Origin of the sequence: Mesorhizobium shangrilense (assembly GCF_028826155.1) — a bacterium.
Lineage (GTDB): Bacteria > Pseudomonadota > Alphaproteobacteria > Rhizobiales > Rhizobiaceae > Arvimicrobium > Arvimicrobium flavum.
This window is the reverse complement of the sequence record NZ_JAQGPN010000001.1, coordinates 45,736-69,720: the sequence shown is the minus strand read 5'-3', so window position 1 is coordinate 69,720 and position 23,985 is coordinate 45,736. Positions and strand designations below refer to the sequence as shown.

Annotated in this window: 22 protein-coding genes; 20 read left to right on the top strand and 2 right to left on the bottom strand. The window is 66.0% G+C overall.

Going from position 1 to position 23,985, the window contains the following annotated elements; genetic code table 11:
- The 20 genes from PD284_RS00315 (at window position 1) to PD284_RS00220 (ending at window position 21,852) form a co-directional block, all read left to right on the top strand.
- Entirely contained in the window at window positions 1-1,734 is a 1,734-nt protein-coding gene (locus tag PD284_RS00315; protein ID WP_274626248.1) for an alanine racemase, read from the top strand.
- Window positions 1,735-1,878: 144 nt separating this feature from the next.
- Window positions 1,879-3,180, top strand: coding sequence for a nicotinate phosphoribosyltransferase (gene pncB, locus PD284_RS00310; RefSeq protein WP_274626247.1), 1,302 nt, complete (start codon window positions 1,879-1,881; stop codon window positions 3,178-3,180).
- Between the two features lie 87 nt (window positions 3,181-3,267).
- Complete coding sequence (locus PD284_RS00305) at window positions 3,268-4,662, top strand: hypothetical protein (protein WP_274626246.1); 1,395 nt, start codon at window positions 3,268-3,270, stop codon at window positions 4,660-4,662.
- Window positions 4,663-4,777: 115 nt separating this feature from the next.
- On the top strand, window positions 4,778-6,082 hold the full coding sequence (locus PD284_RS00300) for an ABC transporter substrate-binding protein (protein ID WP_274626245.1): 1,305 nt from the start codon (window positions 4,778-4,780) through the stop codon (window positions 6,080-6,082).
- Window positions 6,083-6,149: 67 nt separating this feature from the next.
- Window positions 6,150-6,440: an antitoxin of toxin-antitoxin stability system gene (locus PD284_RS00295; RefSeq protein ID WP_274626244.1), complete on the top strand. Its 291-nt coding sequence runs from the start codon at window positions 6,150-6,152 to the stop codon at window positions 6,438-6,440.
- The gene (locus tag PD284_RS00290) at window positions 6,437-6,730 is read left to right on the top strand and encodes a type II toxin-antitoxin system RelE/ParE family toxin (RefSeq protein WP_274626243.1); all 294 of its coding nucleotides are present in this window, start codon (window positions 6,437-6,439) and stop codon (window positions 6,728-6,730) included. The genes PD284_RS00295 and PD284_RS00290 overlap by 4 nt, the downstream gene beginning before the upstream one ends.
- Window positions 6,731-7,612 carry a branched-chain amino acid ABC transporter permease gene (locus PD284_RS00285; protein ID WP_274626242.1) on the top strand — a complete coding sequence of 294 codons (882 nt, stop codon included), beginning with the start codon at window positions 6,731-6,733 and terminating at the stop codon, window positions 7,610-7,612.
- A complete protein-coding gene (locus PD284_RS00280) occupies window positions 7,609-8,562 on the top strand; it encodes a branched-chain amino acid ABC transporter permease (RefSeq protein ID WP_274626241.1) in 954 nt (317 codons plus the stop codon). Before PD284_RS00285 ends, PD284_RS00280 begins: the two co-directional genes overlap by 4 nt.
- A complete protein-coding gene (locus tag PD284_RS00275; protein WP_274626240.1) occupies window positions 8,559-9,317 on the top strand; it encodes an ABC transporter ATP-binding protein in 759 nt (252 codons plus the stop codon). Before PD284_RS00280 ends, PD284_RS00275 begins: the two co-directional genes overlap by 4 nt.
- Entirely contained in the window at window positions 9,310-10,017 is a 708-nt protein-coding gene (locus PD284_RS00270; protein WP_274626239.1) for an ABC transporter ATP-binding protein, read from the top strand. The genes PD284_RS00275 and PD284_RS00270 overlap by 8 nt, the downstream gene beginning before the upstream one ends.
- A 133-nt stretch (window positions 10,018-10,150) precedes the next feature.
- On the top strand, window positions 10,151-12,172 hold the full coding sequence (locus PD284_RS00265; RefSeq protein WP_274626238.1) for a hydantoinase/oxoprolinase family protein: 2,022 nt from the start codon (window positions 10,151-10,153) through the stop codon (window positions 12,170-12,172).
- Window positions 12,173-12,402: 230 nt separating this feature from the next.
- Window positions 12,403-13,152 (top strand): glutaredoxin, encoded by a 750-nt coding sequence (locus PD284_RS00260; RefSeq protein WP_274626237.1) that lies wholly within the window; start codon window positions 12,403-12,405, stop codon window positions 13,150-13,152.
- A gap of 117 nt (window positions 13,153-13,269) precedes the next feature.
- Entirely contained in the window at window positions 13,270-15,444 is a 2,175-nt protein-coding gene (locus tag PD284_RS00255) for a malate synthase G (protein ID WP_274626236.1), read from the top strand.
- A gap of 174 nt (window positions 15,445-15,618) precedes the next feature.
- Window positions 15,619-16,314, top strand: a complete 696-nt coding sequence (tsaB, locus tag PD284_RS00250) for a tRNA (adenosine(37)-N6)-threonylcarbamoyltransferase complex dimerization subunit type 1 TsaB (protein WP_274626235.1) — start codon at window positions 15,619-15,621, stop codon at window positions 16,312-16,314.
- Window positions 16,314-16,808 (top strand): ribosomal protein S18-alanine N-acetyltransferase, encoded by a 495-nt coding sequence (gene rimI / locus PD284_RS00245; protein WP_274626234.1) that lies wholly within the window; start codon window positions 16,314-16,316, stop codon window positions 16,806-16,808. The genes tsaB and rimI overlap by 1 nt, the downstream gene beginning before the upstream one ends.
- Window positions 16,809-16,843: 35 nt before the next feature.
- The gene (olsA, locus tag PD284_RS00240) at window positions 16,844-17,635 is read left to right on the top strand and encodes a lyso-ornithine lipid O-acyltransferase (RefSeq protein WP_274626233.1); all 792 of its coding nucleotides are present in this window, start codon (window positions 16,844-16,846) and stop codon (window positions 17,633-17,635) included.
- 100 nt (window positions 17,636-17,735) lie between these two features.
- Window positions 17,736-19,145 carry a tRNA (N6-isopentenyl adenosine(37)-C2)-methylthiotransferase MiaB gene (gene miaB, locus PD284_RS00235; RefSeq protein ID WP_411956165.1) on the top strand — a complete coding sequence of 470 codons (1,410 nt, stop codon included), beginning with the start codon at window positions 17,736-17,738 and terminating at the stop codon, window positions 19,143-19,145.
- Between the two features lie 74 nt (window positions 19,146-19,219).
- A complete protein-coding gene (locus PD284_RS00230) occupies window positions 19,220-20,212 on the top strand; it encodes a PhoH family protein (RefSeq protein ID WP_274630494.1) in 993 nt (330 codons plus the stop codon).
- A 53-nt stretch (window positions 20,213-20,265) separates the two neighbouring features.
- Complete coding sequence (ybeY, locus tag PD284_RS00225) at window positions 20,266-20,745, top strand: rRNA maturation RNase YbeY (protein WP_274630493.1); 480 nt, start codon at window positions 20,266-20,268, stop codon at window positions 20,743-20,745.
- Between the two features lie 27 nt (window positions 20,746-20,772).
- A complete protein-coding gene (locus tag PD284_RS00220) occupies window positions 20,773-21,852 on the top strand; it encodes a hemolysin family protein (RefSeq protein ID WP_274626232.1) in 1,080 nt (359 codons plus the stop codon).
- Between the two features lie 149 nt (window positions 21,853-22,001).
- Here the strand turns inward: PD284_RS00220 and PD284_RS00215 are convergent, their stop codons facing one another.
- On the bottom strand, window positions 22,002-23,312 hold the full coding sequence (locus tag PD284_RS00215; protein ID WP_274626231.1) for a tetratricopeptide repeat protein: 1,311 nt from the start codon (window positions 23,310-23,312) through the stop codon (window positions 22,002-22,004).
- Window positions 23,288-23,761 carry an adenylate/guanylate cyclase domain-containing protein gene (locus tag PD284_RS00210; RefSeq protein ID WP_274626230.1) on the bottom strand — a complete coding sequence of 158 codons (474 nt, stop codon included), beginning with the start codon at window positions 23,759-23,761 and terminating at the stop codon, window positions 23,288-23,290. The genes PD284_RS00215 and PD284_RS00210 overlap by 25 nt, the downstream gene beginning before the upstream one ends.
- Between the last annotated feature and the right edge of the window lie 224 nt (window positions 23,762-23,985).

The window sequence follows — 23,985 nt, the reverse complement described above, 5'->3', positions numbered from 1 at the left end:
ATGCCGTCCGTCGTCATCGATCTCGACATCATCGCTGAGAACACGCGGCGCGTCGTCGACAGCCTCGGCGGACAAGTCGGTGTCTTCGGCGTGACCAAGGCCGTCTGCGGTTCGCCGCTGGTGGCGCGCGCCATGTTGCGCGGCGGAGCCGCCGGGCTGGCCGATTCGCGGCTCGACAACGTCCAGCGCCTGCGCAACAGCGGCATTGCCGCGCCCGTGATGATGCTGCGTATTCCATCGGTCAGCGAAGCGCCGGATGTGGTGCGGCTGTGCGACATGAGCCTGAATTCCGAAGCGGCAGTGCTCGACGCGCTCGCCCGTGCAGCCGAGGAGCAGGGCGTCGTGCACGACGTCATCCTCATGCTGGAGATGGGCGACCGCCGCGAAGGCGTGCCGCCGGAGGACCTTTTCCCGCTGGCGGCGACCGCGATGCGCGAGCCGTCGCTGCGGCTCGCCGGTATCGGCGCCAACTTCATGTGCGCCAGCGGGGTCATGCCGACACGCGCAAAGTTGGACAATCTCTGCAACCTCGCGGACCAGCTGGAACAGCGTTTCGGCACGAAACTCGACTACATTTCCGGCGGCAACTCCGCGAATCTCGCACTGATGCAGACCGAGCCGCTGCCCAAGGGCGTCAACATGCTGCGCGTCGGCGCGACCATCCTGCGCGGCGAGAACTCCTTCACCGGTGGCACGCTGCCGGGCTACGACGACGGCGGCTTCACGCTGGAGGCGGAACTCGTCGAGATTAAGATGAAGCACTCCCTGCCGGACGGCGAGACGGGGCCCGACGCGTTCGGCAACCGGCTCGTTTTCGAGGATCGCGGTGCGCGCCTGCGCGGCATCGTCAACCTCGGCCGCGTGGACATGCGCCCCGAGGGGCTGAAGCCGCGCCACCGCAATGTGGAAATCGTCACCGCCTCCAGCGACCATCTGATCGTCGACATCACCGAGGCGAAGAAATTCGCGGTCGGCGACCCCATCCGCTTCGAGATGGACTATGGGGCGCTCGTCCAGGCGATGCTGTCGCCTTACATCGACAAGCAGCTTGCCGGTCGCGAGAACATCGCGCCGCGTCCGACGGCGGTGAGGCTGATCGCGGCGCCCGACATCCATGATCGAACCGAAACACGTGCATTTGTTGCAGGGGTCATCGAGCTTGGCCTGGAGATCAAGCGCGATGGCGTTCCGGACGCAGCGGATCTTCCGGTCTGGATCATCCCGGATCGCGACCGGATCTTCGAGATGCTCGACACAGCCGATGACGCGGCGGTGGAATCCGGGCTGCTCTGGATGGATTCAGAGCCAGGCGACGTCCGCCGCATGGCCAATCCGGAGGCGGCCGCGGTTTTCGCCATCCGCACGGCGACGAAGGAGCAGGCGCGCACCATAGACGAGCGCAAGATCCTGGCCCTGACCATGGAGGATATCGATCTCGTCGGCATCCGCGAGTCGGCCCGCAAGGCGATCCAGCGCGTCACCCAGACCACCGACGGCTTTGCGCTGGTGCTGCATGCCTCCGTGGCCCGCGGCATGGGCGACGATCCGCGCGAGGCGGGTTTGAGCTACCGCGAATGCTCCACCGTGATGGAGCGCATTGCCGCCAGCCGGGAGCTTCGCGCGATCGTGCTGTCGGGCATCGGCGAGAGCCCGACGCCTCCGGCGCTGGACGCGGCGTTCGGCTATCTGCTGAGCGCGCTCGGCAAGCGCATACTGAGCGGGCGCACCGAATAGGCCGGTTCCCGACGGTGGCCTGACGGTTCCCCTTTCTGTCGTGCCACGGCGGGGAAGGGGGCGCACGCCTGCAATTTGATGCTATAGGCGACATGTGCGCGGCGGCTGCCCGCACGGGAGGTATTTGCAAAGGCATCGCAGAGCATGGCCCAGACTGACATCGCCAGGCGCGTCTACAACCATACATGGAAGCTCGATCCCATCATCCGCAGCCTGCTGGACACGGACTTCTACAAGCTGCTGATGCTGCAGATGATCTGGGGCATGTATCCGGAGGTCGACGCCACCTTCTCCCTGATCAATCGCAGCCCGGTCAGGCTGGCCGACGAGATCGACGAAGGGGAGTTGCGCGCTCAGCTCGACCATGCGCGCACGCTCCGCATGTCGAAGAAGGAGATGATCTGGCTGGCCGGCAACACCTTTTACGGCCGCAAGCAGATCTTCGAGCCGGAGTTCCTCGCCTGGCTGGAGGACTTCCAGCTCCCGGAATACGAGCTGGAGAAGCGGAACGGTCAGTACGAGCTGCATTTCCACGGCAAGTGGAAGTACACCACGATGTGGGAGATCCCGGCGCTCGGCATCATCAACGAACTGCGCTCGCGTGCCGCCATGAAAGGTTTTGGGCCGTTCGAACTCGATGTGCTCTACGCGCGCGCCAAGGCCAAGATGTGGGCCAAGACCGAGCAGCTGCGGCAACTGCCGGGCATCCGCATTTCAGACTTTGGCACGCGGCGTCGCCACAGCTTCCTTTGGCAGCGCTGGTGCGTGGAGGCGTTGAAGGAGGGCATAGGCGAGGCCTTTACGGGAACCAGCAATGTGCTGCTCGCCATGGACACCGATCTCGAGGCGCTGGGCACCAATGCACACGAGCTGCCGATGGTGCTGGGCGCGCTGGCCAGGAACGAGACCGAGCTGCGCGCCGCACCCTATAGCGTCCTGCAGGACTGGCAGCGCTACTATGGCGGCAACCTGCTCATCGTGCTCCCCGATGCGTTCGGCACCGCGGCCTTCCTGCGCGACGCGCCCGACTGGGTGGCGGACTGGACCGGGTTCCGCCCGGACAGCGCACCTCCGATCGAGGGCGGCGAAAGGATCATCGACTGGTGGCGCAAGAGGGGAAAAGATCCGCGCAAGAAGCTGCTGATCTTCTCCGACGGGCTGGATGTCGACACCATCATCGAGACCTACCGGCATTTCGAGGGCAAGGTGCGCATGTCGTTCGGCTGGGGCACCAATCTCACCAACGACTTCGAGGATTGCGCGCCCGTCGAGACCGACGGCCTGAAGGCCATCTCGCTGGTCTGCAAGGTGACGGAAGCGAACGGCCGGCCGGCCGTGAAGCTGTCGGACAATCCCGAGAAGGCGACGGGCGACCTGAAGGAAATCGAGCGCTACATCCGCATCTTCGGCGACGAGGCCCGCGTGGCTCACAAGGTCTTTGTGTAAGGCGGCGGGCGGAAATTGGGCTTTCGGACGGCGCCTCATACCCCCCTCGGGAGGGAGATGGCCTGCAGGCCAGGGGGGCGCGCGAGCTTGCTCTGGAGCGCCATCGCTCTCGTCGTTCTCCTCCCCGACCAGGCCTTCGCCCATGCGTCCGAGCGCGGACATGTCCTGCTCCTGCCTACCGGGCACTATCTGGTCGGGGGCGCGGTCGCCGTCGCGGCGAGCTTCCTCGCCCTTCTCGTCCTGCCGGAACGGCTGGTCGTACGCGCAGCGGCAATGCGGCTGTGGTTGTTTGCATGTCCCGAGAGGTCGCGCGCAGTCGTCAGCCTGCTGTCCTTCTCCTTCATGGCGATGCTGTTGCTCGCCGGACTGTTCGGCAGCCGCGATCCCCTCTCCAACCCGCTGCCACTGACGGTCTGGACATTGCTCTGGGTCGGCGTCACCCTCGTCCAGGGCGTCGTGGGCAACGTCTGGACATGGCTCGATCCGTGGTACGGGCCGTGGAAGATCGCGCACCGCGTCTTCAGGCTCAAGCCGACTAGGATGCCGGCGCGCTGGGGTTATTGGCCGGCATTCCTCCTCTTAGCCGCCTTTGCCTGGTTCGAGCTGATCTATCCGGCGCCGGATGATCCCGCGCGCTTGGCCTTCGTCGTCGGGATCTATTGGCTGGCGACCTTCGCCGCCATGCTGGCCTTCGGACATGCCGAGTGGAGCCGGCGCGGGGAGTTCCTGAGCGCGTTCTTCGCCATGCTTTCCCGCTTCGCGATGCTGGGCTGCGAACCGAAAGCGGGTGGCGGAAAGAGGTTGGCGTTGCGCTGGCCGGGCGCCGGGCTTTCCGAGGCCGATCCGCTGCCCCTCAGCGGCGTCGCCTTCCTCCTTCTGGCGTTGAGTTCCGTCTCCTTCGACGGTTTGTCGAAGACCTTCTTTTGGCTAGGGCTGAATGGAGTGAACCCGCTGGAATTTCCGGGACGCACAGCGGTTATGGGGACGAATTCCGTTGGCTTGGCGCTCGCGTTTCTGGGGCTTGCCGGAGCCTACTTCGCCTCCGTCGCCATGGGCGCGCGGCTGGCGGGCGACAGGGTCGCCTATGCGAAGGCGGCCGGGCTGCTCGTCTGGTCGATCGTTCCGATCGCGCTGGCCTACCACTTGTCGCATTACCTCACCGCGCTGCTGGTGAACGGTCAATACGCCGGGATCGCGCTTTCCGACCCGTTCGCGCGGGGCTGGAACCTGTTCGGCACGGCCGGCGGCCATGTTCATGCGGGGATCGCCGCGGGCTCCGGGGCCGCATGGATCGTCTGGAACCTGCAGGCTGGCGCCATCATAGCGGGCCACGTGTTGGCGGTGCTTATCGCGCATGGGCTTGCCGCGCGGCTTTATGCGGACGCGAGGGCGGCCGCCCTCAGCCAGCTTCCGCTGACGCTTCTGATGATCGGCTACACCGTCTTCGGGCTCTGGTTGCTGTCGACACCCACAGCCGGTTGACGCAGCGTCTTGCCGGCTCCCGGCAATGATGGTTTACATCATCGACGCGCATTCGCGCCGTTCATCCGGATGGCTTTGCCGGACGTCATGGGCATTGAGGGAACAGGGGATCAGCATGACCGATACGCGTGACAGGACCAGCCTTTCGAATGCGAAGGTGAGCCGCCGCACCGCTCTGGCGGGACTTGGGGCGACCGCCGCCATCGGCATGGCGCCGGGCTACGTGCGCTATGCCCAGGCGCAGAGTTCTGCGCCGATCAAGATCGGCTTCCAGGCCCATCGCACCGGCATCGGCGCCGCCTATGGCCGCTGGTACGAGCGCACGACGGCGGCGGCCGTGAAGAAGATCAACGACGCCGGCGGCATCAACGGGCGGCCGATCGAGATCATCACCGAGGATGACGGCACCGACCCGGCACGCGGCGCCGAGGTGGTCGGCAAGTTTGCCACGCAGCACAAGTGCGACCTCGTCTACGGCACGCTGTTCAGCCATGTCGTGATGGGTTCGGCGCCGACCGCCGGCGAGCTCAAGATCCCCTACTACGTGGTCAGCGAGGGCTATCACGTCGCTTCCGGCAAGATGAACCGCTGGTGCCTGCAGCCGGGCATCACCGACGTGCGCTCGCAGGTGACGTCGGTGGCGCCCTGGATGGCGGCGAATCTCGGCAAGAAGGTCACCATGATCTATCCGGACTACGCCTTCGGCTACGACCACCGGGACTACCTGCCGCCGGCGTTGAAGGCGCAGGGTGCGGACGTGCTTGCGCAGATCGCCATTCCGCCGACGGAAAGCTCCTTCACGAAATATCTCCCGCAGATTCCGACGGACACGGAAGTGCTCTACCACGTCATGGTCGGCCCCGCGGTGCTCACCTTCGTCAAGGAACTCGGCGAGTTCTACGGTTCCTCCGGCCCGCAGCTTTTCGGCTTCATCGACAGCCTCGAGGCCGTCGACATCAACAGCCCGGGGCTGGAATTCCTGGGCGGCAGCCATTTCTGGGAGGGCTCGCCCCGCTACGCGCAGGCGAACGACTCGGAAGCGCAGAAGGCCTACCGCGAGGCCGTCGGCATCGACGACAACGGCGCTTCCAAGGACGACCCGAAGGACGTCTCGACCGCCGCCCACATGTTCGGCTGCTGGGAGACGCTCTACGTCATCAAGAAGGCGATGGAGGACAGCGGCTACAAGGACCCCGAGGACCGCGCCAAGCTGGTCGAGGCGACCGAGGCGCTGACCGAGTTCAAGGATGGACCGGAGCATCCCCAGGGCGACAAGGTCTTCAACGGCAAGATCCACCAAGTCTTCGGCCACCAGAATATTTCGAAGCTCGAGAGCGGCAAGCTGACGGTCGTGCACCGGACCTCGATCGAGGACGGCATGTACGAGCCCGAGGGCGACTACACGACGATGCCGCTGTAGCCATCGCGCTGGTCAGGAAGGTACTGACGGCGTATATACGTCGTCAGTACCGAGAAGGAGCCGAGCCATGGCCAAGGAAGCCGTCTTCACGATGAAGCTGGAGCCTGAATTGCGCGAGGCGTTCATGGCGGCTGCTGCAGCCGCCGATCGGCCGGCGTCGCAGATCGTGCGCGAATTCATGCGCGATTATGTCGAGGAAAGCATCCGTCGACTTGATTATGATGACTACTACAGGCGCAAGATTGAAAGAGCGCGCCGTTCCATCGATGCGGGCATTGGCCGGTCTGATGAAGAGGTGCGCACCGAATTTGCCGCTCGTGTTGCAGCTCTTCGCGGCGCAAGTAGGAAGACCGCGTGAGGATACGTTGGACGCCCGAAGCAGAGGCGGATCGCCTGGAGATATTCGAGTATGTTGCCGCCCATGATCCCGCTGCGGCTGACAGGCTGAACGCTACATTCGACCGAGCGATAGATCGAATTAGGCGGTTTCCCCTTTCTGCGCGCGAGGGGAAATTGATAGGTAGCCGGGAACTCATCCCTCATCCGAGCTACCGGATCGTCTATGAGATCCGCAGCGATACGATCTGGATTGCAGCGATCTTCCACACCGCCCGCCGGTGGCCGCCGATCGCTGGCGAGGATGCATAAATGTCCTTCGGTCCCCACCTCTTCCTAGCCTCCCTCGAAGGCCTCGTCACAGCCGCTGTGCTGGCGCTGACGGCGCTCGGCCTGTCGCTGGTCTTCGGCGTCATGCGCATCGTCAATGTCGCGCATGGCGAGTTCTTCATGCTGGGCGCCGTCATCGCCTGGTGGGTGGCGTCGCTGCTCGGCGGACATCCGGCCGTAGGTTTTCTGGCCGCGCTGATAATCAGCCCGCTGATCGTCGGAGCCATCGCTTTCGCGGCGGAGCGGCTCGTGTTGCGTCGCCTCGAATACAACCCCGAGGCCACGATCGTCGCCACCATCGGCCTTCTCTACATCCTGCAGCAGCTGGCGCTGTCCCTCTATGGGGCGGACGCGAGGCCCGTCGAGGCCCCGTTCAACTATCGCGTCCTGCTGCCCTGGTTCGGCTATTCCGGCTACAAGCTCGCCGTCATCGCCGCGTCGGCGCTGCTCATCCTCGCGACCTGGCTGGTTCTGACGCGCACCCGCATCGGCCTCGTCATGCGCGCCACGCAATATGACCGGGAGACCGCGCAGGCCTTCGGCATTCCGGTCGACCGCGTCTATGGCGGCGTCTTCGCGCTGGGCGCGATGCTGGCGGCCGTGGCCGCCGTGCTGATCGTGCCCATCCAGCAGGCCCACTACCTAATGGGCCGCGACCCGCTGCTGCTCTCCTTCATCGTCGTCATCATCGGTGGGCTGGGGTCGTTGCGCGGCACGCTGATCGCGGCGCTGCTGATCGGCCTTTCCGACGGCATCATCTCCGTCTTCTTCTCGCCGACGCTGGCCAAGATGATCGCAACGCTGCTGGTTGCCCTGGTCCTCGTCTTTCGCCCGACTGGGCTGTTCGGCACGGCAGTCAAATGAGCGGATCGAAGAGCCTTGCCCTGCACGCGGGCGCGATTGCGCTGTTGTTCGCGCTGAATTTCGTGCTGCCGGAGTATCATCATGGCGTGTTCGCGCGGGTCATGGTGCTCGCCGTCTTCGCCATGGGCTACAATTTCCTCTTCGGCTACGCAGGGCTGCTGAGCCTTGGCCACGCCATGTTCTTCGCCGCCGGCATGTATGGCGCGGGATTGACCATGCTGCATCTGGGCTGGAGCGCCCCCGTCGGCTTTGTCGCCGGCGTGGCGTCTGGCGCCGTCCTCGCCGTGGGCATCGGGCTTCTGGCGCTGCGCACGACCGGCGTGGCCTTCATGATCGTGACCATGATGTTCGCGCAGGTGATCTACCTGACGATCCTCTATTTCAGCCAGTGGACGCGTGGCGACGAGGGCCTCGTGCTCGACCGCCAGCTGCGCAGCTTCGACATAGGCGGGCTGCATGTCGATCTCGCCGACCCGGCGACGCGCTACATGACCGCGCTCTTGCTGTTCTCGGTGGTTCTGTTGATCACGCTGCGCTTCGTCTCGGCCCCGTTCGGCCGCGTTCTGGTGGCGATCCGCGAGAACGAGATGCGTACGACGATGCTGGGATACGACGTCTTCGCCAACAAGCTGGGGGCGGTCATCGTTTCGGGGGCGATCTGCGCGGCCGCGGGAGCGGCCTATGCGCTGCTGTTCGGCCATGTCGGCGCGACGTTCGCCTCGGTGCAGTATTCGATCCTGCCGCTGCTCTGGGTGTTGCTGGGCGGCGCGGCGACGACGCTGGGGCCGATCGTGGGCACCCTGTTCATGTATTATGTCGTCGACATCACCAGCGGTTACACCAGCGCCTACCTGCTGATCGTCGGCGTCGCGCTTATCGGGCTCGTGCTGTTCTTCCCCAAGGGCGTGCTCGGCACGGCGAGGGACCGCTGGGCAAGGTGGCTGCCGTGAACGCCGACGAGACAAGGCCTTTGCTGGTCACCTCCGGCCTCGGTCGCAGCTTCGGCGGGCTGAAGGCGGTCGATTCCGTCGACTTCACAGTCATGCCCGGGGAAGTGCGCGCCATCATCGGCCCCAACGGCGCCGGCAAGACGACCTTCGTCAGCCTGGTGTGCGGACGCATCGCGCCGAGCGCCGGACGCATCGAGTTCCGAGGCGAGGACATCACGCGGCTTCCCGCGCACCAGCGGGTTCGCAGGGGCATCGCCTATACGTTCCAGATCACCAGCGTCTTCGCCAACCTGGCCGCTTTCGACAATGTCGCGCTGGCTGCTGAGCGTGCGCTGCTCGATGCTTCCGGCGAAAAGCGCGGCCCCCGTGCGCTCGAGGCCAGGACGCTGGAGGCGCTGCATCGCACCGGGTTAGAGGATCGCCGCGACACGCGCGCCGGCGCACTCTCCTACGGCCATCAGCGCCTGCTCGAGGTCGCCATGGGACTGGCGCTGAAGCCGCGCCTCCTGATCCTCGACGAGCCGACGCAGGGTCTCTCCGATGCCGAGATAGAGAACTTCATCGGGCTCATCCGCGACATTGCGAAGACCGCCACCGTGCTGCTGATTGAACACAACATGCCCGTCGTCATGGCGCTGGCCGATCGGATCACGGTGTTCGACGCCGGCCGGGTTCTTGCCGACGGAACGCCGGAGGCGATCCGCGCCAACGCCGACGTGCAGCGCGCGTATCTGGGGGGCAGCGGCCATGGCTGACATCCTCACCGTCTCGCAACTGGACTGCTTCTACGGCGAAGTGCAAGTGCTGCATGGCCTGTCGTTGAACCTGCGGCGGGGGGAGGTTCTCTGTCTGCTGGGGCGCAACGGGGCGGGCAAGACCACCGCACTCAAGGCGATCATGGGGCTGCTTCCGGCGCGCGCCGGCTCGATCCGGCTGGGCGACAAGGAACTGACCAAACTGCCGGCCCACGAGGTCCCGAGGGCCGGCATCGCCTATGTGCCGCAGGGGCGCCGACTGTTCTCCGAGATGACGGTGGCGGAAAACATCGAGATCGGCCTGATGACCCGCAACAAGGGCAAGGCGACGCGGGATGCCGTGCTCGATCTCTTCCCCGTCCTGCGCGAGCGGCTGAAGCAGCGTTCGGGCACGCTTTCCGGCGGCGAGCAGCAGATGCTGGCGATGGCGCGCGCGCTCTGTGTGGAGCCGGAGGTGCTTCTGCTCGACGAACCGACCGAGGGCCTGATGCCATCGATGATCGCCAGGATCCGCGAGACGGTCGGCAAACTGCGGGAGCGGGGCGTCTCGACGATCCTGGTCGAACAGCGCGTCGACGCGGTGCTGCCGGTCGCCGACCGCGTCGCCTTCATCGAGAACGGCCGCAACCGCGAGACGGTCGAGGTGGAGCGGCTGCGGGAGGATCACGCGCTGATCAAGCGGTATGTGGGGGTGGGGTAGACCTCATCCCGCCACCCGATGCGATCGCGGGCGCCCGGGCTGATCTGGCGCAATGGCTGCGACTATCGCCGGCGCGTCGCATGGCCTATCAGGTCGGCAGGCCCTCCGCGTCATCCATCCGATCGATCTTGCAATGAACGCTTCCCCCTCCACCCTCTTCCTCGGCATCGACACCGGCGGCACCTATACCGACGCGGTCCTGTGGTCGGAGCAGCCCGCAGGCAAGGGTACGGTCGTCGCCAAGGCGAAAGCGCTGACCACCCGGCACGATCTTGCCGTCGGCATTTCCGGCGCGGTCGAGGCCGTATTGGCGAACGCGGCGATCGATCCCTCCCAGATAAAGCTCGCCTCGATGTCGACGACGCTCGCCACCAACGCATTGGTCGAGCGGCAGGGCGGTCGCGTCGCGTTGATCATGATCGGCTTCGGCGCGGAAGACCTCGCGCGCGACGGACTGAAGGCCGCGCTGGGCGACGATCCCGTGGTCTTCTGCGCTGGCGGTCATGATGTGCACGGCAATGCTGCGGCGCTCGATCTGGCGGCGCTGGAACAGGCATTGCCCGAGCTTGCGGTCAACGTTTCGGCCTTCGCCGTCTGCGCCTATTTCTCGACGCGCAACCCCGAGCACGAAATAGCCGCCCGTGATCTGATCCGCAGCCGCACCGGCCTGCCCGTCACGGCGAGCCACGAGCTTTCCTCGAAATTGGGCGGCCCGCGCCGGGCGCTGACCACGCTGCTCAACGCCCGGCTGATCTCGATGATCGATCGGCTCGTCGCTGCGACCGAGGGCTTTTTGGATGGACGCGGCATTCGCGCACCGCTCATGGTGGTGCGTGGCGATGGCGCGCTCGTCTCGGCAGCCTTCGCCCGCCAGCGGCCGATCGAGACGATCCTCTCCGGCCCCGCCGCCAGTCTGGTAGGGGCGCGGCACATGACCGGGCTCGACGATGCGGTCGTCTCGGACATCGGAGGCACGACGACCGACGTCGCCGTACTCGACAAGGGACGGCCGCGGCTGGACCCGGAAGGCGCTACTGTCGGTGGCTATCGCACCATGGTCGAGGCCGTCGCGATGCGCACCTTCGGTCTGGGCGGCGACTCGGAAGTGGCTCTGGAAGACGGTGCGTTGAACCCGAGGATCCTGCTGGGGCCGCGTCGGGTTGTGCCCGTCTCGCTGGCCGCAGTCGACCACGCGGATGCCGTCATCGAGGCGCTGGAGCGCCACCTCCGCGCGCCCAATGCCGGCCGCATGGACGGCCGCTTCGCCATGCGCACGGGCGTGCCGGACCGGCTGGCCGCCGGCTTGAACCCTGCGGAAGGCAGGCTTTTCGAGCTGATCACCGCCGTCCCCCAGCCGCTCGACAGGCTGCTGTCGTCGAACGCCCAGCAGGCAACGTTGCATCGTCTTGTTGCCCGCGGGCTGGTCCATGTCGTGGGCTTCACGCCGTCGGATGCGGCCCATACCCTGGGCAGGCAGGATAATTGGAATGCCGTCGCCGGCCGCATGGTCGCCGAACTCTTCGCGCGCCGCCGTGACGGTCGGGGACAGCCGATCGCTGAAACCGCGGAGGCCATCAGCGAGCGGGTGCTCGCTGCTCTCACCAGGCTTTCGGCCGAGGTCGTGCTCGAAACCGCGTTCGAGGAGGACGGACTCGATGGCGCCGCAACCGTGGCGCACGCGCTGGTTCAGCGGGCGGTGGACGGCCACGACGGCATCGCTCGCGTTTCGGTCTGGCTCGATCGCCCGGTGATCGGGCTAGGCGCATCCGCGCCGCTGCATTATGCGGCGCTGCCGCCGCTGGTGGGCAACAAGTGCATCGTGCCGGAGGATACCGACGTCGCCAATGCGCTGGGCGCCGTTGTCGGCCAGGTGCGGGTCACGGCGGAGGCGTTGGTCAGCCAGCCGAAGGAGGGCCTGTTCAGGCTTTCCTCCGGCGATCAGGTTCGCGACTTCCTCGACGAAGGCGAGGCACTTGCTGCGGCGGAGGCCGATGTGCGCGGGCGTGCATCGGAACGCGCCGCCGAGGCCGGCACGGATGCCGCCGAATTGACCATCACCCGCGACATCCGCACGGCGACCGTCGAAGGCCAGCGCAGCTTCGTCGAGGCGAATATCGTGGCGACGGCGACCGGTCGTCCGCGCGTGGCGGTGTGAGGACGGTATGGGGTCAGCGAACGAGCATCCAGTCGGCTCTACCCGCTTCAATCCCCGTCGCTTCGATCCATGAATCTCAGCGATCCTCCCCACAAGGGAAGGGTAAGCGCGTTCCCGGAGCGGCACAAATCCGGACCTGCTGCGTTTCGACCGTACAGAACCCACCCTTGACCTTCCAGTAACTGGAAACCTTATCTGGTGCTGGAACCCAAGCGAGCGGAGATCCCGGCATGCTGCATAGACCGGCGAAGAGGGCGACCATCTACCGGATGGTGATGCCCGAACACACATGCCCCTATGGCTTGAAGAGCGTCGACCTGCTCAGGCGCCAGGGCTACGAGCTCGACGACCACTGGCTGACGACACGCGCCGAGACGGACGCCTTCAAGGCCGAGCACGGCGTCAAGACGACGCCGCAGACCTTCATCGATGGCGAGCGCATCGGCGGCCATGACGATCTACGCCGCCATTTCGGCTTGAAAGTCGCGGATCCCGACACGGTCAGCTATCGGCCCGTTCTGGCGGTCTTCGCAACGGCGGCGCTGATGGCGCTTGCGGTGAGCTGGGCGACCATGGGCAGCCTGGTCACCATCCACGCCGCCGAGTGGTTCATCGCCTTCAGCATGTGTATCCTGGCGATGCTCAAGCTGCAGGATGTCGAAACTTTCTCGACCATGTTCCTGAACTACGACCTGCTGGCAAAGCGCTATGTGCCCTATTCCTACGTCTATCCCTATGGGGAGCTCGTTGCGGGCGTGCTGATGGTGTCGGGCGCGCTGATCTGGCTCTCGGTGCCCATCGCCCTGTTCATTGGCACGATCGGCGCGGTCTCGGTCTTCAAGGCCGTCTACATCGACAAGCGCGAGCTGAAGTGCGCCTGTGTCGGCGGCTCGAGCAAGGTGCCGCTGGGATTCGTGTCGCTCACCGAAAACCTGATGATGATCGCGATGGCCGTCTGGATGGTGTTCTGGACCATGTAGTCCACACCCGGCTTCGACCCTACGGCCGACCCGATGCGACAAGCTGCGAATTGACCCGTGCTCGCCGCCATGCCAAGTGCGGCGCACATCGGGTGAGACAAGCGGGAGCAGAGTGGAATGACGGATCGCATCGAGATCGCCGGCCTGAAGATCGCGCGAGAGCTCCACGACTTCATGGCCAACGAGGCCTTGCCTGGAACCGGCATCGGCAACCCGGCCTTCTGGTCCGCCTTCTCCGCCATCGTTCACGACCTTTCGCCGAAGAACCGCGAGCTTCTGGCCCGGCGCGAGGAGATCCAGGACCGGATCGACCAGTGGCACCGCGCCAACCGCGGGCCGATCGACCTCGAGAGCTACAAGGGCTTTCTCAAGGAGATCGGCTACCTCGTGGACGAGGGACCGGACTTCAAAGTGGCGACCGCCAACGTCGATCCGGAGATCGCGACCATAGCCGGACCGCAGCTCGTCGTGCCCGTCATGAACGCCCGCTACGCCCTGAATGCGGCGAACGCCCGCTGGGGTTCGCTCTATGACGCGCTCTACGGCACCGACGCCATCCCCGAGACGGATGGCGCAGAGAAGGGCAAGGGCTACAATCCGGTGCGTGGCGGGAAGGTCATCGCCTGGGCCCGCAAGTTCCTCGACGAGGCGGTCCCGCTGGCCGGCGCGGGCTGGAACGATGTGCGCAGCTTTGCCGTGTCGAACGCCGCGCTTGCGATCACCATGGCGGACGGCAAGGTGGCCGGCCTGCAGAAGCCGGAGCAGTTCGCAGGCTATCTCGGCGACGCGGCCAAGCCGACGCAGTTCCTGCTGAAGAACAACGGCATCCATATCGAAATCCTGATCGATGCGACCTCGCCGATCGGCAAGTCCGACGCCGCTCACATCTCCGACGTCTGGCTGGAGGCCGCGATCACCACGATCATGGACTGCGAGGATTCCGTCGCCGCAGTCGATACCGAGGACAAGGTCACCGTCTACCGCAACTGGCTCGGCCTGATGAAGGGCGACCTCACGGAGGAGATCTCCAAGGGCGGCAAGACCTTTACCCGGAAGCTCAATCCGGACCTGGAATACACCGCGCCGGACGGCTCGACCTTCAACCTGCGCTGCCGCTCGCTCATGCTGGTGCGCAATGTCGGCCACCTGATGACCAATCCCGCGGTGCTCGACCGCGACGGAAACGAGGTTCCCGAGGGCATCCTCGATGCCATGGTCACGGCGGCGATGGCGATCCACGACGTCGGCGAGAACGGCCGCAAGGCGAACTCGCCGGCCGGTTCCGTTTACGTCGTCAAGCCGAAGATGCACGGTCCCGAGGAAGTGGCTTTCGCCGACGACCTCTTCCGCCGCGTCGAGCTTGCGCTCGGCATGCCCGCCAACACGCTCAAGATGGGCATCATGGACGAGGAGCGCCGCACCACGGTCAACCTCAAGGAGTGCATCCGCGCCGCCAAGGAGCGGGTGGTGTTCATCAACACCGGCTTCCTCGACCGCACCGGTGACGAGATCCACACCTCGATGGAAGCCGGTCCGATGATCCGCAAGGGCGACATGAAGCAGTCGGCCTGGATCGCCGCCTACGAGAACCGGAACGTCGACATCGGGCTTGCCTGCGGGCTCGAGGGCCGCGCCCAGATCGGCAAGGGCATGTGGGCGATGCCCGACCTGATGGCCGCGATGCTGGAGCAGAAGATCGGCCATCCCAAGGCGGGGGCGAACACGGCCTGGGTGCCGTCGCCGACGGCGGCCACGCTGCACGCGACGCACTACCACAAGGTCGACGTTCATGCGGTGCAGGAGAGCCTGAAGAGCCGCCCGCGCGCCAGCCTGGACGATATCCTGTCGATTCCGGTCGCCGCGCGCCCCAACTGGACGCCGGAGGACATCCAGAAGGAGCTCGACAACAACTGCCAGGGTATCCTCGGCTACGTGGTGCGCTGGGTCGACCAGGGCGTCGGCTGCTCCAAGGTGCCCGACATCAACGATGTGGGGCTGATGGAGGACCGGGCGACCCTGCGCATTTCCTCGCAGCACATCGCCAACTGGCTGCACCATGGCGTTTGCACCCGCGACCAGGTGATGGAGTCCCTGAAGCGCATGGCCGCCGTGGTCGACCAGCAGAACGCCGGCGACCCGCTCTACCGCCCGATGGCCCCTTCCTTCGACAGCTCGATCGCCTTCCTCGCAGCTTGTGACCTGGTCTTCCTCGGTCGTGCGCAGCCCAACGGCTACACGGAGCCGGTCCTGCATGCGCGCCGGCTGGAGCTGAAGGCGGCTGCCGGGAGCTAATACGGCCATCCCCATGATGCCCCCTCCACCATGCCTTGCATGGTCCCCCTCTCCCGCTTCGCAGGGGAGGACCCGCAGCGGCGCCGTCGCCGCGACCTTGATCCTCCTCCGTTTACGGGGGAGGGGGACCACGCGTAGCGTGGTGGAGGGGGCGGACTTGGCGGTGTGCAAGCAATGATCATCCTCGCCATCGACTGTGCGGCCAGCCTGTGCGCGGCATGCCTCTATGACGCAGCAGCCGGCGGCGAGCTTGGCCGTGAGGTGCGCGACCTCGGCAAGGGGCACGCCGAGCATCTCATGGACGTCATCGGCGTCGCTCTCGTCGCTGCGGGTGCGTCCTATGGGGATGTGGGAGCTATCGCGGTCTCCGTAGGCCCGGGCTCCTTCACCGGGGTCCGTGTCGGGGTCGCCACGGCGCGGGGCCTTGCGCTGGCCCTGAAGGTCCCGGCGATCGGCGTGACCACGCTCGAGGCCATCGCCGCCGAGGCGAGGGCAGGCGGGGCCGGCGGTTGGAACGACGCCGACATCATGGCGGCAATCGATGCGGGACGCGACGGGATCTATGTCGGCGTTTACGATCGATTCGGCGCTGCGCGCTATGATCCAGCGGTGATGACGCTGGAGCAGGCGGCGGACCATGCGTCTGAGAGCCGGTCGGTTCTGGCGGGCTCGGCAGCCGTGAGGATCGCGGGGTTGATCGAGGGGGCGACATTGAGCGGTTTCGAAGGCGCGACGGCCGATATCGGCGTCTATGCCCGCCTTGCCGCGGCGAAGGATCCGGCTGATGCCGGAAGACCCGCGCCGCTCTACCTGCGCGCGCCGGACGCCAAGCCGCAGGCCGGCTTCATTCTGCCGAGGCGTGGCGACTGATGCGCCTGCCGTTCGTGGCCTCTCGCAAGCGCGATTTCGTGGTGGAGCGGCTGTCGCTCGCCGATACGCCGGCCATCGCCGAACTCCATCGGGAGGACTTCCGGCGGCCCTGGTCCGAGGAGGAGTTCCAGTCGCTGCTCGCGCAGGACACCGTCTTCGGCTATGTCGTGCGCGAAGTCGGCAATGCCAGGCGGGGCCCGGCGGGTTTCGTGCTGGCCCGGCTTGCGGCGGGCGAGGGCGAGATCCTGACCGTTGCGGTGGCGCGGGCGTCGAGGCGCAGCGGACTTGGCTGGCAGTTGATGGACGCGGTGCTGCGGGAGCTTCACCATGAGCGCGCCGAGGCGCTTTTCCTGGAGGTCGACGAATCCAATGCCCCGGCGCTCGGCCTCTATCGCCGGCTCGGCTTCCGCGAGGTCGGCAAGCGGCCCGCCTACTACGAACATGGCGGCGGCGCGAGATCGGGCGCGCTTGTGATGCGCCGCGATCTTCGCTAGCGAAAGGCTGGCAACACGGAACCGGTTTTGGTGCGATGATCGGCGCACTGCGCACCATATTCGCTTTGGCGATGTTTTCGTCCGTCACGCTGGTGCTGGCCCCTGTCCAGTACCTGGCGCTGAAGCTCGGCCATCCGCACTATGCGCTGACGCCGATGATCTGGCACCGCATGGTCCTGAAGGCGCTGGGCTTCCGTGTCCGCGTCCGCGGCTCCATGTCCGACGAGCGGCCGCTGATGATTGCCGCCAACCATGTTTCCTGGACGGACATCATGGCCATCGGCTCCGTCGCCCAGGTGTCGTTCATCGCCAAGTCGGAGACGGCCGGCTGGCCGATGATCGGCACGCTGGCGCGCCTGCAGCGGACGGTGTTCGTGGAGCGGGAGCGCAAGCGGAAGTCCGGCGAGCAGGCCAGCGAGATCGGCCGGCGGCTCGCTTCCGGCGACGCCATGGTGCTCTTCGCCGAGGGGTCGACATCGGACGGCAACATGGTCATTCCCTTCAAGAGTACGCTCTTCGGCGCTGCCAAGGTGGCGATCGACGAGGGTGCGGCGGAACGCGTGGTCATCCAGCCGCTTGCGATCGCCTACACGCGCCTCCATGGCATGCCGATGCAGCGCATCCACATGCCGCTCGTCACCTGGATCGGCGACGCCGATCTCGTCCCGCACATGCGAACCTTGCTGAAGGAGGGCGGCATCGACATCGAGCTGCATTTCGGCGAGCCTTTCGAGGTGACGGCCGCCACGAACCGCAAGGATGTCTCGGGCAAGGCCGAACGGCAGGTGCGGGAACTGCACGTGCAGGCGCTGCGCAAGCCCGTGTGAGGCGCGGAAAGCGGCGCACATGCGTGGCGCGACCAGTACGGGCGCTGGCTCCGACAAATCCGTCTGTATTTTGTCACGGAAACGCTTTAGAAGCCCGGCAATGGAGTTGAGCACCACGATCAAGCCCGTCGGGGGCCAGGACGAAGCCCTGCCCACTGCCGCACCGGAACCCGCCAAGAAGGTCTTTTTGAAGACCTATGGCTGCCAGATGAACGTCTATGACTCGCAGCGCATGGGCGATGCGCTGGCGGCTGACGGCTATGTGCCGACCGACGCGATCGAGGAGGCCGACCTCGTTCTCCTCAACACCTGTCACATCCGCGAGAAGGCGGCCGAGAAGGTCTATTCGGAGCTCGGCCGCATCCGCAAGCTGAAGTCCGAGCGCGCGCAAGCGGGTCTGGAGACGGTGATCGGCGTCGCCGGATGCGTGGCGCAGGCGGAGGGGCAGGAGATCATCCGCCGCTCGCCGGTGGTCGATCTGGTGATCGGCCCGCAGACCTATCACAGGCTGCCGGATGCGGTGCGCAGGGTGCGGAGCGGCGAGAAGGTGGTCGAGACCGACTACGCCATCGAGGACAAGTTCGAGCATTTGCCCCAGCCGAGAAAGGCCGAGGTGATCAAGCGCGGTGTGACTGCGTTCCTGACGGTCCAGGAAGGCTGCGACAAGTTCTGTACCTTCTGCGTCGTGCCCTACACGCGCGGCTCCGAGGTATCGCGTCCGGTCGCCCAGATCATCGCCGAGGCCGAGAAGCTGGCGGATGCCGGCGTGCGCGAGGTGACCCTGCTCGGCCAGAACGTCAACGCCTGGCACGGCGAGGGACCGGACGGCAAGGAATGGGGTCTTGGCCGCCTCCTGTTCCGGCTGGCCGAGGTGCCCGGCATCGCGCGCCTGCGCTACACGACCAGCCATCCGCGCGACATGGACGATGCGCTGATCGAGGCGCACCGTGACCTGCCGATGCTGATGCCCTACCTGCACCTGCCCGTGCAGTCCGGCTCCGACCGCATCCTGAAGGCGATGAACCGCAGGCATACGGCGGCCGACTACCTGAAGCTGATCGACCGCATCCGCGCGGTGCGCGCCGACATTGCCATGTCGGGCGATTTCATCGTCGGCTTCCCCGGCGAGACCGATGCGGATTTCGAGGCGACGCTCGAGATCGTCCGCCAGGTGCGCTACGCGCAGGCGTTCTCGTTCAAGTATTCGCAGCGACCGGGCACGCCCGGGGCGGACATGGGCGGCCAGGTGGACGAGAAGGTGAAGGACGAGCGACTGCAACGGCTGCAGGCGCTGCTTGCGGAACATCAGCGCGAGTTCACGGTTCAGATGATCGGCAAGGAGATCGAACTGCTGATCGAGAAGCCGGGCCGGCAGCCCGGCCAGAAGGTCGGTCGTTCGCCTTGGCTCCAGCCGGTGATTGTTGATGAAACGGCAGGCGAAATCGGTGACATTATCCAGGTGCGAATCATGAAGGCCGGCGTGAACAGCCTCCACGCCGAGCGCATGTGATCGAAGCCGGCGGGAAGGAGACACGTTTGAGCGCCACTGCAGAACTGAAGAACACGCCTTCCGGGGCTTCTGACATGGCGCACATCGTTCTGACCTTCGATAACAACAAGCTGGCGAGCGCGCTCTATGGCCAGTTCGACGAGAACCTGGCGCGCCTGGAGCAGAAGCTCGGCGTTGACATCCGGCCGCGTGGCAACCAGCTGAACATCCGCGGCAACGCGACGGCGGCCGAACAGGCGCGGCGCGCGCTCGATCACCTCTACGGCATCCTTCAGAAGGGCGCCGACATTGCGCAATCGGACGTCGACGGCGCAATCAGGATGTCGTTGTCGGCCGACGACCAGCTCACGCTCCCCACCCTGGAACGGAAAGGCAAGATGGCTGCCGCCCAGATCGCCACCCGCAAGCGCACCATCTATGCCCGCTCGGCCAACCAGGACGCCTACATGCGGGCGCTGGAGCGCTCGGAGATGGTCTTCGGCATCGGTCCGGCGGGCACCGGCAAGACCTATCTGGCCGTGGCGCACGCGGCCATGCTGCTCGAACGCGGCATGGTTGAGCGCATCGTGCTGTCGCGACCGGCGGTGGAGGCAGGCGAGCGGCTCGGCTTCCTGCCGGGCGACATGAAGGAGAAGGTCGATCCTTACCTGCGTCCGCTCTACGACGCACTCTACGACATGATGCCTCCCGACAAGGTCGAGCGCGCCATTGCGGCGGAAGTGATCGAGATCGCCCCGCTCGCCTTCATGCGCGGCCGCACCCTCGCCCATGCGGCGGTGATCCTCGACGAGGCGCAGAACACGACGCCGATGCAGATGAAGATGTTCCTGACGCGTCTGGGCGAGAACTCGCGCATGATCGTCACCGGCGATCCGTCGCAGATCGACCTGCCGCCCAACACCAAGTCTGGCCTGGTGGAAGCGCTTCGCATCCTGACCGACGTCTCGGGCATCGTCACCGTCCGCTTCAACGAGAAGGACGTCGTTCGCCATCCGCTGGTGGCGGAGATCGTCTCCGCCTATGACCGCGAGGCAAAGCTCGCCCGCGGCGGTGCGGTGGAGCACTGACGACGACGGACATGGCTTCCGCAAGATCCAACGACATCGGCGCGGCCGGCTCAATGCCGGCGGCAGGACCGGAAATCGACATTCTCGTCGAGGCGGGCGGCTGGCCGGCGGAAACGGTGCTTGGCGAACTGGCCGAAGCCGCGACCGGCGCCGTGCTGGAGGAACTCGGCATCGCCGGCGAAAGCGAACTCAGCCTAATGTTCACGGATGACGCCAGCATCCGAACCCTCAACGCCGAATGGCGCGGCAAGGACAAGCCGACCAACGTGCTGTCCTTCCCGGCGTCGCCGGTGCGCAAGGGGAGCAAGCAACTCCCGCCGATGCTGGGGGACGTCATCCTCGCTTTCGAGACGGTCGAACGCGAGGCGACACTGGAAGACAAGCCGTTCGACCACCATCTAAGTCACCTTCTCGTCCATGGCCTGCTCCATTTGCTGGGCTATGACCACGAAACGGACGAGGATGCAGAGGAGATGGAAGCGCTGGAACGCCGCGTGCTTGCGAGGCTTGCCATTCGCGATCCCTACGCGTAACAGGAAATGGCATTTGGCCGAACCGAGATGAACGAACCCAGCCAGTCCCCGCCCGCCTCAGCCGGCGGCGATGCGCCTTCCTCAAAATCCGGAGACGGACCGAGTAGAAGCGCGGATCAGCCCCCAGAACGCCAATCCCTGTTCGAGCGTTTTGCCGGGCTTTTCCGCTCTCGCAACGGCTCCACTCTTCGCGAGGATCTGGCCGACGCGCTTGCCGAGGCGGATGCCGACGGCGAGACGTTCTCGCCTGGCGAGAGGGCGATGCTCAAGAACATCCTCAGATTGCGCGAAGTACGCGTCGAGGACACGATGATCCCGCGCGCCGACATCGAGGCTGTCGAACTGTCGACCACGCTCGGCGAACTGATCGGCCTTTTCGAGCGCTCCGGCCATTCGCGCATGCCCGTATACGCCGAGACGCTCGACGATCCCCGCGGCATGGTGCACATCCGCGACATCCTCGGCCACATCACGCGTCAGGCGCGTGGCAAGAAGCCCCGGCAATCGAGGAAGGCTGCAGCCGCCAATGCGCCCGAGACGGCTGCCAATGGAGGCGCGGCATTCAATCTGGGCAATGTCGATCTCACCAAGTCGATCGGCGAGCTCAACCTCATCCGCCCCGTGCTATTCGTGCCCCCGTCCATGCTGGCGTCGGACCTGATGAGCCGGATGCAGGCGCAGCGCGTGCAGATGGCCCTGGTCATCGACGAGTACGGCGGAACGGACGGGCTGGTGTCGCTCGAGGACCTGGTCGAAATGGTCGTCGGCGACATCGAGGACGAGCACGACGAGGAAGTTCCGCTGATCACCCAGACCGGCGAGGGCGTGTTCGTGGTCGACGCCAAGGCCGAGATCGACGACGTCGCCGCCAAGATCGGCGGAGCGTTTGCCGCCGGCGAGCACGGGGAGTCCGTCGACACCATCGGCGGCATGATCTTCAATGCGCTCGGCCGCGTGCCGGCGCGAGGCGAGGTGGTGCAGGCGATCCCCGGCTTCGAGTTCCACGTGCTCGACGCAGACCCGCGCCGCGTCAAGCGCGTGCGCATCGTGCAGGATTTGCGTGGCGAGCGCCGCCGCCGGCCAGCCACTGCCGAGCACGTCGAGTAAGGCGCGGAACCGCGTCGAGATCCGGGAGTTCGAGCCGGAAGTGACGTTCGCCAGTGCGGACGCGCGTTCCGGCATCGCGCTGGCCGACCAGGACGAAGGCTGTGTTCAACGCTCGTCAGCCTGGCGGCCGGAATGCCGCCTTGTGGCGGTCACTGGCGGCAAAGACCGGCCTTGCGCAGGCCCTCGTCGAAGAATGCGCGGCTTGCCGCGTCGGCGTAGGGCAGGGTGATTTCCCAATGCCGCTGCTCGAGCGGGGGCTTCGTTTCGTTCAGCTCGGCGATGACAGTCCCGCACTCCCCGGACCGGCCGAGCTGGCCGAGGGCGGCAAGCAGCGTGCGCAGGACAAAGCGATGGCGGCGCACGCGCAGGGCGCGGCGGCAATAATCCGCTGACTCCTCGAAGTTGCCCAGATGGTATTGCGCGATGGCGGCCTGGCCCAAAAACGTCTCCGACTGCCGGTCGTGGGGATTGAGGCGCAGGCTGCGCAGCATGGGATCGAGAGCTTCGTCCGAGCGTCCGAGGTAGATGCGCGCCCAGCCCAGCGCGAAGTAGCCCAGCGCGAAGTTCGGGGTGAGATCGATCGCACGCTGCGCGGCGGCGATGGCTTCCTCGTGGCGCAACATCAGCAGGCTGGCAAGGAATGATGCGTAGTGGGAATACGGATCCCGCTCGTCAAGCATCACGGCGGTCTTGGCGGCCCGCCATTCGTCGGCGAGCTCTCGGTCTATGTCCTCGCTCCAGCCCCACCAGATGCGCGTGTTCAGGGCGCGGGCAAGGTAGGTGTGTGCGAGCGCGAGGTCGGGATCGAGGTCGAGCGCCCTGCGCAGCCATCTTTCGGCTTCGCGGTTCTCGTCGCGCGTGAACTGCTGGAAAAGCCACATGCCGCGCATGCAATGGTCGAACGCATCGAGGTTCGCCGGGTTCTTGCGGGTCGCCCGACGCCCTTCCGTCAGCAGCATCTCCGGCTCGATTGCTGCGACCACGCTCTGCGTGATTTCGTCCTGAAGGGCGAAAACATCGGAGAAGTCGCGGTCGAACTGCTCGGCGAGCAGGTGATTTCCGGTGCCGGCGTCGATCAGCTGGGCGGTGGCGCGAACCCGGTTCGAGGCTTTCCGGACGCTTCCCTCCAGCACGTAACGCACGCCCAGCTCGCGGGCGATCTGCTTCACGTCCAGCGCGCGGCCCTTGTAGGCGAATGTCGAGTTGCGGGCGACGACGAAGAACCACCGGTAGTGCGACAGGGCCGTGATGATGTCTTCGGTGATGCCGTCGGCAAAATACTCCTGCTCGCGGTCGCCGCTCAGGTTCATGAAAGGCAGGACGGCGATCGACGGCTTGTCCGGCAGCGAGGGCGCCTCGGTGAACACGCCCGCAGCCACGGGGCTGGCGGTCTCCCATTCGACCCGGTGGATGAGCAGCGGCCGGGGTATGTTCTTCAGCAGCCGCTCGCCGATCGCCACGATGCGGAAGTCGTGCTTGCCTGCTCGGCCATGGCGCCGGTCAGGCAGATGCCCGCCGGGGGAGCGATCTCCTGAACGCGCGCCGCGACGTTCACGCCGTCGCCGAGCAGGTCGCCGCGCTCCGCGACCACGTCGCCGAGATTGATCCCGATGCGGAATTCCAGCCGGCGCTCCGACGGCAGGTCGTCGTTGTAGCGCTTCAGCGCCCGCTGAATGGCGACGGCGGAGCGCGCCGCCTGGACGGCGCTCGCGAACTCGATCATGACGCTGTCGCCGGCGGTCCCGAAGATGCGGCCGCCATGCTCGGCGGCCAGATCGGCGATTGTTGTGCGATAGGCGCCGAGCGTACGAAGCGTGGCTTCCTCGTCGGCCGCCACCAACCGGCTGTATCCAGCCACATCCGCGGCGAGAATGGCGGCAAGACGGCGAGTGACCGGCGGATCCTGCATTGCGCGCACCTGGACCGGCCTCAATCTACCCTTTCGGCGGCCAAAGGTCGAACGGCGATTGTGCGCGCTATGCGTCATGCCCGTCGGCCCGCATCTGGCCGAAGCGATCTGGCGAGACCTGCCGCCCGCAGCAGGCGGATCCCTTTCTGCAATGAACGATCCGCAATGAACGATGCGCCATGCGTGTCAGGATCGTTGCAGGATAGTGGATTTTCGCGACCGCG

Bases quoted from the DNA above. Each gene is read 5' to 3' on its own strand.
- PD284_RS00315 (WP_274626248.1), top strand. From the start codon at position 1: ATGCCGTCCGTCGTCATCGATCTCGACATCATCGCTGAGAACACGCGG.
- pncB (WP_274626247.1), top strand. From the start codon at position 1,879: ATGGCCCAGACTGACATCGCCAGGCGCGTCTACAACCATACATGGAAG.
- PD284_RS00300 (WP_274626245.1), top strand. From the start codon at position 4,778: ATGACCGATACGCGTGACAGGACCAGCCTTTCGAATGCGAAGGTGAGC.
- PD284_RS00295 (WP_274626244.1), top strand. From the start codon at position 6,150: ATGGCCAAGGAAGCCGTCTTCACGATGAAGCTGGAGCCTGAATTGCGC.
- PD284_RS00285 (WP_274626242.1), top strand. From the start codon at position 6,731: ATGTCCTTCGGTCCCCACCTCTTCCTAGCCTCCCTCGAAGGCCTCGTC.
- PD284_RS00280 (WP_274626241.1), top strand. From the start codon at position 7,609: ATGAGCGGATCGAAGAGCCTTGCCCTGCACGCGGGCGCGATTGCGCTG.
- PD284_RS00270 (WP_274626239.1), top strand. From the start codon at position 9,310: ATGGCTGACATCCTCACCGTCTCGCAACTGGACTGCTTCTACGGCGAA.
- PD284_RS00265 (WP_274626238.1), top strand. From the start codon at position 10,151: ATGAACGCTTCCCCCTCCACCCTCTTCCTCGGCATCGACACCGGCGGC.
- PD284_RS00260 (WP_274626237.1), top strand. From the start codon at position 12,403: ATGCTGCATAGACCGGCGAAGAGGGCGACCATCTACCGGATGGTGATG.
- PD284_RS00255 (WP_274626236.1), top strand. From the start codon at position 13,270: ATGACGGATCGCATCGAGATCGCCGGCCTGAAGATCGCGCGAGAGCTC.
- tsaB (WP_274626235.1), top strand. From the start codon at position 15,619: ATGATCATCCTCGCCATCGACTGTGCGGCCAGCCTGTGCGCGGCATGC.
- rimI (WP_274626234.1), top strand. From the start codon at position 16,314: ATGCGCCTGCCGTTCGTGGCCTCTCGCAAGCGCGATTTCGTGGTGGAG.
- olsA (WP_274626233.1), top strand. From the start codon at position 16,844: ATGATCGGCGCACTGCGCACCATATTCGCTTTGGCGATGTTTTCGTCC.
- miaB (WP_411956165.1), top strand. From the start codon at position 17,736: ATGGAGTTGAGCACCACGATCAAGCCCGTCGGGGGCCAGGACGAAGCC.
- PD284_RS00230 (WP_274630494.1), top strand. From the start codon at position 19,220: ATGGCGCACATCGTTCTGACCTTCGATAACAACAAGCTGGCGAGCGCG.
- ybeY (WP_274630493.1), top strand. From the start codon at position 20,266: ATGCCGGCGGCAGGACCGGAAATCGACATTCTCGTCGAGGCGGGCGGC.
- PD284_RS00220 (WP_274626232.1), top strand. From the start codon at position 20,773: ATGAACGAACCCAGCCAGTCCCCGCCCGCCTCAGCCGGCGGCGATGCG.
- PD284_RS00210 (WP_274626230.1), bottom strand. From the start codon at position 23,761: ATGCAGGATCCGCCGGTCACTCGCCGTCTTGCCGCCATTCTCGCCGCG.